Here is an 11,535-nt window from a genome sequence, read left to right as displayed (position 1 = left end):
TCAAACGGCTTCCCTCGAGAGTAATCGTTTGAAGAATCTCCCCAGACCCTTTGTCTGAGTCGCGTTTTCAATGGGATCCGTTGCTTCGCTTGACGGCTTGCAGAAGTTTTCTCGCCATTCCTGTTCGGCGTGTTCCCAACCGACGTCGTAGCCGGCTTTCTCGCTCAGGAAGTACTTGTGCTCTTCAATTTGGGCGATTTCTTCTTGGCTGAGAGTGGACTGTGTGTCATTCATGTTTTGCTTCCTTGGCTCGCTAGGTTTCGAAGAAAATCTCGGACAAACAGCATCGACCTCGAGATTTCTCGCTGGCCGCTGCAGGGACTTACCGGGAACTAGAAGTGGGAATTGTTCTCTTGCAAAGCGATTCGTCAATCGAATCTAGGCATCAAACTCCCCTCGAGCTCAATAGCGGCAGCCAAGTTCACCGTAAGTGGCGAGTAGGGATTTTTCCCGCTAGGCGAGTCGGTCGATTCGAAAGGATGATAGCTTACCTGGGGCCAAGAGCCCTTAGTCGTCTAGCACAATGGGGCACCCGAACGTTGACGGTTTTAACGCGAGTACCGAACACTCAATGCGGCCGAGGATCTGCTCTGCTGTATTGCCCATGACCATGCCAGAGACTCCCGATCGAGCGACCGTTCCCATGACGATCAGATCGACATGGTTCTTACGAGCAAATTCCGGGATCACGTCGGGAGCCTCGCCTTGAATCAGTTGCACATCGTCGGCGCCAACAGGAGTGTTGTGACCTGCCAAGAATTTTTCCAGCTGACCGGTGACTTGATTCCGATGGCCATTCACCATGTTCTCAAATTCAGTCGGATCCATGCGACGCTTGAGAAACTGTGCATTCCAGACGGTCCAAGCGTGAATGATCGTAAAGGTTCCAGAATGATACTGGCTAATGGATCTAGCTAGGTCAAATACATCGCCATTCAATTCTGCGTCAATCGGGTCCGCACTGGAGGTGTCAACACAGCCCAAGATGTGATGGAACTTTGTAATCCCCGGCTTGACTAGCCAAACGGGACACGGACACTTCCGAAGCAATCGCAACCCTGTCGTGCCGAAGAACCCTGCCCGGCGGCTCTGAACACCTTTGACCGAGCGAATGACCAAATCATGCTGCCCCCGTAGCACCTCGCGAATGATTTCTACCGATGTTTTTCCCTGCAGCACCTTGACCTCAACGTCCACTCCCTTTTCGCGGATAGGAACCGCCAACGCTTCCAACATCTGCTGCTTCTCGTCCCGCATCAACTCACTCACATGTTCGTGATCTTTCATGGTGAGCCGAACGGTCCAAGGAAGTTCGGGCATGACGTCGACGATTTTTAGCGATGCCCCATTGCCTCGAGCGAGCTGTACCGCCTCGTCGACCATCGCTTGGTTGTCGAACCGAGTGTCGGTGGCAACCAGGATCTTCTGGAATCGCTTCATCGTTGAATGTCCTTTCGTAGAAACCCTCGGAACTGCTTGGATGAAACGAAGCTTCGCAGCGACGGGGCCCTTCCAACGCAGCTGACACCACTTCGCACAACGGCCTACATCAAATTATAGGGCTCCTTCGATCGGAAGGAAAGAAATCGTTCCCTGCAAAACGTGTCGATGACCCCGCGTGGGCATCCCTCGCGGAAGCGCAGGACGATGGGATCGGCCCCTTTCGCTACGAGAGCGACCATCCATCGCGAGGGTCGATTCGCCTTAGAAAACGATCGGCATCGGCATGGGGCACCTTCATGGACGCGGCGTCCCAGTCGATCGCACGGCCGACGCGGAAAGCAACGTTGCCGAGATGATTCGCTTCGGTTAATGGCCCCGCGTAGCTGAAGGGACTTCCTGTCTGACCTTCACCGCGACAAGCATCAATCCACTGTTGGTGATGCCCCGGCGAATCAGGGACGAATGGCGTGGGCGGTTCAAAGTCCTTGAACTCATCCTCGGGAAGCAAAAGATGCTTGCCATAATCCGACAACAACATTCCCTTGTCCCCCACGAATAAGGTGCCACTGTTCCATTGTGGGATCCCCTTTGATTTCCAGATTTCGGGCTTATGAGTTCCCTGGTACCAAAAGTGTTTCGCTGCGGGCAAGTTGCCACGAGCGTCGTAGTGATAAACTGCCGACATTGATGCGGGGGCGATCTCGGGGTGCGGATCGTCGCCAAACGCTTCGATCGTTTTCGGAGCGTCAAATTTCATTGCCCAATAGGCCAAGTCGTTCCAGTGACTCCCTAAATCGCTCATCGTTCCGTTGCCGAAATCCCACCATCGATACCACTTGGGTCCCGGGAAATAGACTTCATGAAATGGGCGATATTGAGCGGGGCCGAGCCACAGGTCCCAATTCAAAAAATCCGGAGGCGTCATCGCCTCGGTCGGTCGCTGCTGAACCGACACGGTATCCCCATTGGCTTTCGCGTCGGCTGGGCTCTGTAGCCCCCATGCGCGTCCGACCCAAGTATGCACTTCACGGACCTTACCGATGGCACCCGACTGAACCAACTCCACGACGCGGTGATAGTTCGATCCCGCATGGATTTGGGTTCCCATTTGAGTGACGACCCCCGCGTCAGCCGCGGCCTTGGTGATCGCTCTTGCTTCGTAGACGTTGTGCGTAAGTGGTTTTTCACAATAGACGTGTTTGCCAAGCTTCAGCGCCGGCATGGTTGCATAGGCATGGGTGTGTTCGCTGGTTGAGACGACCACTGCGTCATAGTCGTTCGTGTCATCGTAGAGCAGTCGAAAGTCCTCATACGTTCGAGCTTTCGGATGATTTTGTGCTGCCTTTTCCAGGTTTTTGCGATTGACATCACAGAGTGCGACCACGTTGACCGAAGCATCGCCCGCGATGGTTTTTAAGTTCACGCCACCACGGCCACCGACACCGATAAAGGCGACGTTGAGACGATCATTCGCCGCCGCAAAAAGACGGCGAGATGACGCTGCAGCGATGCAAGTCGTTGCAGCTGCGGTCTGAGTGAGGAAGGTGCGACGAGAGGTCGATTTCGATTGGGACATGGGGAGGTTCCACTTGGGGAGGTGTCGGTAGGAAGCAGGTTGCGTCCCGGCAGAGAACGGATTCGTTTTGCTTGGAACAGGTACGATACCATTCTGATGACCTGAACGCAAAATTCTTTCGCTCCCCGGGCCGGCCCGAGGCACCGAGCTCCACTTTCTTCAAGCGTGGGCAAGCAAACCAGCAAGGCTTTCCCTCTTGGTTTGGAAACGCCTTGGCAGCAGTGATCGTTCGCTTCGGTGTGGACCACTCAAAGTGAGGGAGCTTGGCGACAACCCCACTGTCAGCGAGCCTTTTCGGAGTTCGCCGATTTACGATTGCCACCTTCCTTCTTCAGACCGTACTCTTTCTTCGCGTCCTCTTTTTTCTTCACGCCTTTTTCTTTTTCTCCTTTTTCCTTTTCTCCAGCACGTCCTTTAATCGCGATCCAGGCTTGACGAACTTGTTCGGGGGTCATCTGGCCAGCCGCCACAGCGGCTTCCATTTTTTGTCCAATCGCTTGATAGTCGAGTTTGGGTTTTTCACTCGTCGGCCGCGGCCGCGGTTCCGTTGCCTTCGTCGTCTCTTTTTGGACCGTTTCGCGAACGCCATCTGTTTGCGGAGCTCTCCCGGTAGTGGGTTGAGGTCCGTCGTTTAGAGGGGCTAAGGCGACCCCGTCAATCATGTCTGCTTGCGGTTTGACAATCAGACTCCACGAATGCAACATGCCAAACCGTTCACTTCGCGTGCCACGGATGACCAACTGCCAGACACCCTGAATGCTCTTGCCCGTGTAATAACTCAGGCCGGGTTGTCGTTTAACGACTCCCTCGGGCAAGAAGGTTCCCTTGTAAGGCGGTCTGGCCTTGATAATGGGGAACTGGGATTGGTCATCGAAAATCGTCTCCTCAAAGTTGTCATCACCACCCCCCACTTCGGTAAATAGTTCGATCCACTGGCCATCCGGTCCGGTCAGATAGGCATCCAAGAAGGATACATTGGAATGGGTGATGGACAGCCGCAGATTCAAATCGCCAATCAAATAATCTTCGCTCACGGCGATCTCTGAAATGATCGTTCTTCGAGGCGGCAAGACTTCGGCTGTGTGGTTCTCGTAGGTTCCACCGGCGATTGATTTTGCTTGGACCACTTCGGCTGTCGTCAGCAGCCCATCGCCATTGGTGTCGATTTGCTGGAACTCCAGGATCTTTTCATCGCTCCACTCCGTTGAAAACTCCATCATCGACACCTGTTGATCTCGATTCTTGTCGAGCTCATAGAACCAACCAGGGATTCCCTCCGATCCCTCGCCCGCTTCCTCTTGCATCACGGACACAAACGCATGCAATTCTTCGCGAGTCAAATCGCCGTCGCGGTCGATATCGATCTGAGAGGTCGGCATGCCTAGCGATGTGGCTTCCTGTGACTCCAGTTTCCCATTCTTATTCGAATCAAAACGGCCGAGGAGAGCGGCGGTCAACCAGAAGTCGTTTCCACCTTTTTTCCACCACTGAGATGCGTCTTGTCGTTCCAGCGGGTCTGGTTTCGACGGGGGGATGCCATTACCGATTCTTCTTGAACGCTGGACCAATTCGTCCGAGTCACTTGATAACAATCGCCGCCGTGCATAGCGTTGGCCGAGCTCCAAACGGCTCAGTCGATTGTCATGATCGTAGTCTTCCTCAAAGGGATCGCGGTGCGTCCACTCGCCCCGGCGCGCTTCCTCGCGATCGATGTAGTCGTCACCATTTCGATCGTATCGGCGCAGCGTTCGATTGGCCTCGTCAATATCATCCTGAGTGTAAGGATACCGGATCTCGGCCAACCCGAACTCAGGGACCATCGGTTGATCCGAATCGGTGCCGAACGGTCGCACGGTGCTGTCGTCTGAGGGGATCACACGTGCGCCCGCAACACCGTTTTGCAAAGCGTAGTAGATACGTGCCGCCTCTTGCAGGCTTTCGATCTCGTTGGGGCGGTCAAGCGACATTCGCCTCGCCTTAGTGATCCGTTCCAAATAGGGGCGTGCCAGCGGCGTGATCTCCGCTGGTTCAATTTTTCCGTTTTGGTTTCTGTCCAAGCGCTCAAGTGAATCACGCAAACCCGATTGTGCTTGAACAAGCGGAGTCGGGCAAAGCCAGATCCCAGCAAGAAGGGACAAGGCAACCTTCCTGGTCACTTGGCTTCGCCGAAGCTTCAGCCGGTCGTGGGTGTCTCGGCTAACGGGGTGGCGGTCAGGAAACATCGATTTATAGAATCGCTTCAAACGGTTGAGTTCCTTTTGGCCTGCTTCGCAGCTTGACTTGTTCATCATCCACCCAAAAAGGAACAGGAATGACCTGAAGATGCCCTTGCCGGTTACGTTGGCCGTTTGGGTCACCCGTATCCGCCCGTGAAGATCCTTGAACGTGAACTCGGCCGGTCTATCTCGACACCAAGTTCATGTCGCATGTTGCGTTCTAATGTGGAGGTTGTTGCGGAACCGAGCTGCGGAGCCGAGGCGATTCACGCTTTCCCGATTGTATACTCGCCGCACGACCGAAGCCAGTTGCAGTGGCGAAAATAGGGGAGGCATGCCACGGCTGACCCCCTACCACCGTCGAATTGGCAGCAAGTTCATCGAGTGATCTTTCGTCAAGGAGCCGCCGTGCCTTCACCAGCACTGCCCCGTGTAGGGAATCCGTTCTAGTTTGTTTGTTGCAGAGGCGTCAAACCGTCGGGACCGCCAACCCCAGCGGCTCCAACATGGCAACAACTAAATTGTCAAAGATCAGAGTCGGCCAGCGGAGCGCGCTGCCGAATCACGGAAATCGCATCGGTGAAACAGACCGGCGCGCCGAAACGGAGCAATAAACTCGCGTCGGCTGGTCCAACCGACGCAAGTTAGCGGAGGCCACGGCATCTTGATTAAGGGAGGCCTACTCACCGCTGACGGTTGCGTTCACGGAGGTCCCAGGACCTTGGACGCGCCCAGCATGGTAAGCGTGAGGATTGGCATGGGCATTGGCGTACAGCTCCAGCTTGGCCAGTCCGCTGGGCTATCGAAGCACGCGATCCGATCCCGTTTTTGCTAATTGCAATTGAATCGCGTCACGAAGCTTGGTGGTCTCTGCTGAACAACCCGGGAAATTGGTGGCGAGTTTTTCGCTTGTTTCTGACTAACCTGAACTTCGTGGTTTGCATATCTCGTTCACAGCAAACGAAAAACAGCTCGCCGCAAATCGATGCGACGAGCTGTTTTGGTTTCAAGTCGGGGCGACAAGACACGGTTAGAAATTTTTTGGCGTGGGCTAGTCGAGCTGCAAACAAACCATCTCGTTATCTGCCAACAGGTTGTGGCCCTAGTTGGATAAAATGCAAATATCCTTTGTTTCTGAGTTTCTCTTCGCATGGGGACCTCGCTTGGATCTGACTTCGGTCTTTCAAAAGTGCCGGGGCTGTCCCAAACCGGATACGTCCCCATCTATTTTTCGTCTCCGACGGGCCTTCTTTTCAGTTACGCGGACGCAGGAGACTTCAAGAAACAGAAGTCGGCCGCCTGCATGTTCTGGCTTGCCCGGACTTTCAAAAACTCCCACTTTTCAGATTCCGAACACGATCTCGTTCAGGCCGGCAGAGCTAGTCCATTTCACGTCATCTGGTATGCGCCTCCTTCGGATAACGCACGCCCCGTTCTGTAGAAGGGCAGCCTTTCGTTGACAAGGTCCAACAGAAACATGAGTGGGAAATCTAGCCTCGTGTCTGTGCACGGAGGGATTCAGTCGTTGGACTCGCGCATTCTATCGATGGCCACTGCAACCAGGATCACACTGCCTTTGACGACTTGTTGCCAAAAGGGCGAAACGTTTAACAGGACCAGTCCGCTGTTTAAGACTCCGATGATCAGGCAACCGATGACGGTACCGAGGATGGTTCCGCGGCCGCCTGAAAGCGACGTCCCTCCAATGACGACGGCGGCGATGCTGTCCAATTCGTATCCGGTTCCCGCGTTGGGCTGAGCCGAGTCCAGTCGCGAGGTCATGATCAGTCCGGCAACTGCCGACAATGCGCCGGCGAGTGTGTAAACGACGACTTTGATGCGATTCACGCTCAGCCCGGACAATCTGGCGGTCTGTTCATTCCCGCCGACAGCATAAATGTAGCGACCTAAACGCGTCTTCTTCGTGAACAAGACAAAGACACCGACAAGGCTTCCCGCAATCCATACGGGCGTCGGGACGCCCAGCACCGATCGTGTTCCGAGGGTCGCGAATCCGTCGCCCAGGCCGGTAATCGGAAAGCCTCTGGTCCAGAGCATCGTCATGCCGCGGGCAATGCTAAGCATGCCAAGCGTCGCGACGAAGGGGGGGATCTTCAGCCGAGTGATCAACTGTCCGTTGAACCAGCCCAGACACAAACCCACGGTCAATCCGGCGACGATCGCTCCCCATGTTGTGAATTGCAGTTCCACTCCCAGCCAGGGCAGCGGCATCGCCGATTTGATCAGCCCCGCAGTGATCGCGCCGGAAAACGCAAGCACTGATCCCACTGACAGGTCGATGCCGCCGGACAAGATCACCATGGTCATGCCAATCGAAAGGCAGACGTTGACGGAGATCTGCCGCATGATGTTTAGGCCGTTTGTCTGAGTCAGAAAGCGATCCGACAGCAGGCTCATCGCCACGATCATCAGGACCAGGACGAGCAGTGACTGAAAGCGGCGTGCATCTTGCCAGAGTTGTGTTTTGTCACGCATGTTCGATTGTTGCCAGGTTGATGGGATTCATTCGACCGGCTCGTCTCCGGCTGCTGCCATAGTCACTACTGTTTGAGGTACTGCGGCTCGCATCAATGTCACTTCATTCGCTGCGGATCTTTCGAATTCGCCGGTCTTGCGACCTTCGCACATCACCATGATTCGATCAGCAATACCCAACATTTCCGGCAGCTCCGAAGAAACGACGACGATTGCTATTCCCTGTTGCTTTAACCGATCGATCAGTCCATAAATTTCTCGTTTCGCGCTAACGTCGATGCCGCGCGTGGGCTCGTCCAGCATCAACACTCCTGGCTTCCTGGAAAGCACTTTCGACAAAACAACCTTCTGCTGATTGCCACCACTCAGGGCGCGCACGGGCTGCGAGATGTTGGGGGTCCGAATCGAGAATCGCTCGACGAACGACAGGGCGTGATCTCGTTCGCGCCGGCCGCTCAGCAATCCGGCGGTCTCCATAGCCACCAGATTCGACAGACTGATGTTCTGTTCGACGCTCATGCCAGGGATGAGCCCCTTGTGCTTGCGGTCTTCCGGAACGAGCCCCAGGCCACCGTGCAATGCCTGTTCTGGCGATGTGAATAGGCTGTTCACGCCATCGATTGCAATGACTCCAGTAACGAGGCGGGGATGCAGCCCAAAGATCGATTCCAGCAACTCCGTGCGTCCAGCCCCCATCAAACCGAAGACGCCGAACACTTCGCCGCCACGTACAGAAAACGATACGCCGTCCACCAGCGGGCGCCTCGCGTGCCTGCGTGCCAGCGACAGCAATTCAACGCGCAGACGTTCAGGTTGGTCGGGCAAAGCGGGCGAATGAATGTAGAGATCATCGATTTGTCGGCCCACCATTAGTCGTACGATCGAATCCCGATCAGCATCGGCGGTCTCTACTGTCTCCACAAGTTGGCCATCACGCAGGACGGTTATCCGGTCGCTGATGTTCAGCAGTTCCTCCAGTTTGTGGGACACGTATACGATGGAAACACCGGAATCCCGCAGCGACCGGATCAGACGGAACAACGATTCGACTTCCTGATCGCTGATCGCCGACGTCGGCTCGTCCATGAAGATCACGCGTGCGTTGGAATTGATCGCTTTGGCAATCTCGACCACCTGTTGCTGCCCGACTCGCAACTGATGAACTTTCGTACCAGGATCGATCGTATCATCCAGATCGGCCAGCAACTGGCGACACTGCACGTTCTGATCCCGCGAGCGAATCAGTCCGGCCCTGGAGACAAGCTCGCGACCAAGAAAGATGTTTTCTGCGACCGAGAGGTGCGGAACAAGATTCAATTCCTGATGCACCAACGCGATACCGCGATCCGACGCTTCACGTGGATTGGCGAATTGAACGGGTTCTCCGTCCAGCAAGATCACACCTTCATCAGCGCGATTCGCCCCCGCCAGGATATGCATCAGCGTCGATTTTCCAGCGCCGTTTTCGCCGATCAAGCCGTGAACTTCTCCGGCTCGCACTTCAAAGTCGACTTGATTCAACGCCAACACGCCAGGATAACGTTTGACGATTCCCTGACCCGCCAACACAACCTGGCTGTTTGCCGCGGACTGGATCATGGAGTTGCTCCAGCAGGGGCTTCTTTGTTCAATCCAGCGTTGCCTTCTTCACTGGCGCGAGCCTGAAGTTGAATCGGAATCAGGCACAACGGATCAAGGTCTGATTTGCCGCCAATCTTTGCACAGCCGACGAAATCGACGACCACGCCTTCTTTCATGATCGCTCGATTGGATGCAATGACTCTCTGTTCGGCGCGGCGATTCAGCTCCGACGAGACTGCGTTGAAGTCTTGTGAGTTAGCGAAGCCACTGGCCTTCACACCAATCGCTTCACGAACCGTGTTGTCGACAACGACTCCAAGTTCGAGACAGACGTTGCGTGAACTGCCCGTGACTGTGAGGACAACGCGGTCCTTCTCTACCGTCTGGACGTTGCCTTGCCCACGCACACAAAAATACCATGCTCCACCAAGTCCGGCCTGTCGACCATATTGGCTTCTTGCTCCCGTTGCGTCGGCATCGAAGGCATTCCAGAGTTGAGCGATGTCGGTGCCAACGTCGCCCGCTTTTAGTGGTCCGTCCCAAAACTCTCGCACGTAAGCGACTGGATCGGCAGAACCTGATTGACGAGGCGTTGCGGCTAGATAGCGGGACTCTGCCCTACGGCCATCCAACGGTCGGATATGAAAGAGTGGAAAGAACCAGCAGACGAGGCATACAACCATCAACGACAAACCGCATTTGATCATGCTCGTTCGCGACACGGCTACTCCTTTTTCCCGTAGCCAGCGAAGTCATCGATGTTCTCTTGCGAAACCAGATCGACGTTGACCGGAATTTTCTGTTCAAAATCGCGTTGGCCGTTAGCCAGGTACTCATGCGCGTATTCGGCCGATGTTTGGGCCATCACTTTGGGATACTGCATCACGGTCGCAGCGATCTTGCCTTCGCTAATCGACTTGACGACATCTTCCGATCCGTCATACCCGAACACTTTCACCCCCTCGGCCTTGCCTGCCGCCAGCAATGCCTGGTAGGCCCCCATCGCCATCGCATCATTGCCACAGAACACGGCATTGATGTCGTCGTGCGATTGCAGAATTGATTCCATGACTTCGAGTGCCTTATTGCGATCGAAGTCCGCGCTTTGTTGGGCGACCATTTCCAGTCCTTCGTACCGATCGACGACGCTATGAAAGCCTTTGGAACGGTTCCAGGTGTTGTTGTCTCCGACCAACCCCAACAGCTCGACGTATTTTCCCTTCTCGCCGAGCTTCTCGACAAAATACTTGCCAAGTTCGACGCACCCCGAGTAGTTGTCCGACAACAACTGAGCGGTCGCGGCGTCGCTCGAGTTAATCTCGCGATCGATGCAAAAGACTGGAATGCCGGCTTTCGTTGCTCGTTTGACGTTGGCAATCGAACCGTCTGCATCGGTCGGATTAAACAGGATAGCCGAGTAGCCTGCGGCGATGACGTTGTCAAAATGCTCCGCCTCTTTAGCCGTGTCATTTTGCGAATCGAACATATTGGCTTCATAGCCAAGTTCCACGGCACGGTCGCGAGCCGTTTCTCCTAAGACGACGAACCACGGATTGTTCAGTGTCGAGATGATCACAGCGATCCTCTTGGGTCCTTCCGCTTTGCCGGACGACGACTCATTGCTGGTTATTTTGCTGGTGCAACCGGCGAATGAGAGAATTAGCAGGCAGGCGAGTTTAGTTCGATTCATCACTTTAGCTAGGTAAAAGTAGGGTAAGCTTCGAGCTTGCCATTTACGGAATTCAACGAAACGCAAGCTGGAAGTTTACGCCGCTCGCGATAATCAAAACACCACGCCGGACTTCAGGATAACATTTGCGTACGGAGTGCATTCACCCGTACGAACCATTACTTCGCTTTCGCGAGTCAGTTGCTTAAACTCTTCATGCGAAATTGATGTGACGACAGGTTTTATGTCGTGCCGCTTGAACACGTCCAACATGCCCTCAAAGGTCTTTGAGTTGTGTTCGTGAATCTCACTGGCGACCACAATCTCTTCGACCATCATCTCGCTCAACAGGGCGTCGAGCGTCTTGAGAAACGAAGGATATCCGCGTTCGATCGCCAAATCGATCCGTTTGACTCCAGAAGGAATCGGCAAACCGGCGTCGCACAACGTGAGCGACGCCGTATGTCCAATTCGGCTGATCTCGTAGCTGAGTTCGCTGTTGAGTAGTCGGGTTCGTTTCATGGAGCACCTGCAGTCGTTTGGTTTCCTACCTC

The 11,535-nt window shown here is 54.8% G+C and carries 9 protein-coding genes; all 9 read right to left on the bottom strand.

What is annotated here, in order from left to right; genetic code table 11:
- Window positions 1-234: a hypothetical protein gene (locus Poly41_RS01220; protein WP_146524104.1), complete on the bottom strand. Its 234-nt coding sequence runs from the start codon at window positions 232-234 to the stop codon at window positions 1-3.
- 273 nt (window positions 235-507) lie between these two features.
- On the bottom strand, window positions 508-1,440 hold the full coding sequence (locus Poly41_RS01215) for a universal stress protein (protein WP_146524103.1): 933 nt from the start codon (window positions 1,438-1,440) through the stop codon (window positions 508-510).
- 226 nt (window positions 1,441-1,666) lie between these two features.
- Window positions 1,667-3,019 (bottom strand): Gfo/Idh/MocA family protein, encoded by a 1,353-nt coding sequence (locus tag Poly41_RS01210; protein WP_146524102.1) that lies wholly within the window; start codon window positions 3,017-3,019, stop codon window positions 1,667-1,669.
- Window positions 3,020-3,300: 281 nt separating this feature from the next.
- Entirely contained in the window at window positions 3,301-5,310 is a 2,010-nt protein-coding gene (locus Poly41_RS01205; protein ID WP_231615315.1) for a proprotein convertase P-domain-containing protein, read from the bottom strand.
- 1,443 nt (window positions 5,311-6,753) lie between these two features.
- Complete coding sequence (locus Poly41_RS01200; RefSeq protein ID WP_146524101.1) at window positions 6,754-7,731, bottom strand: ABC transporter permease; 978 nt, start codon at window positions 7,729-7,731, stop codon at window positions 6,754-6,756.
- 27 nt (window positions 7,732-7,758) lie between these two features.
- Complete coding sequence (locus Poly41_RS01195; protein WP_146524100.1) at window positions 7,759-9,330, bottom strand: sugar ABC transporter ATP-binding protein; 1,572 nt, start codon at window positions 9,328-9,330, stop codon at window positions 7,759-7,761.
- Window positions 9,327-10,034, bottom strand: coding sequence for a DUF2291 family protein (locus Poly41_RS01190; RefSeq protein WP_146524099.1), 708 nt, complete (start codon window positions 10,032-10,034; stop codon window positions 9,327-9,329). The genes Poly41_RS01195 and Poly41_RS01190 overlap by 4 nt, the downstream gene beginning before the upstream one ends.
- A gap of 2 nt (window positions 10,035-10,036) precedes the next feature.
- A complete protein-coding gene (locus Poly41_RS01185; protein WP_146524098.1) occupies window positions 10,037-11,002 on the bottom strand; it encodes a D-ribose ABC transporter substrate-binding protein in 966 nt (321 codons plus the stop codon).
- Between the two features lie 93 nt (window positions 11,003-11,095).
- Window positions 11,096-11,503, bottom strand: a complete 408-nt coding sequence (gene rbsD / locus Poly41_RS01180) for a D-ribose pyranase (RefSeq protein WP_146524097.1) — start codon at window positions 11,501-11,503, stop codon at window positions 11,096-11,098.
- Window positions 11,504-11,535: the final 32 nt, after the last annotated feature.

It is taken from the genome of Novipirellula artificiosorum, assembly GCF_007860135.1.
GTDB classification, from domain to species: Bacteria; Planctomycetota; Planctomycetia; order Pirellulales; family Pirellulaceae; genus Novipirellula_A; species Novipirellula_A artificiosorum.
The sequence above is the reverse complement of the archived record's forward strand: the minus strand, read 5'-3'. Positions and strand labels throughout refer to the sequence as shown.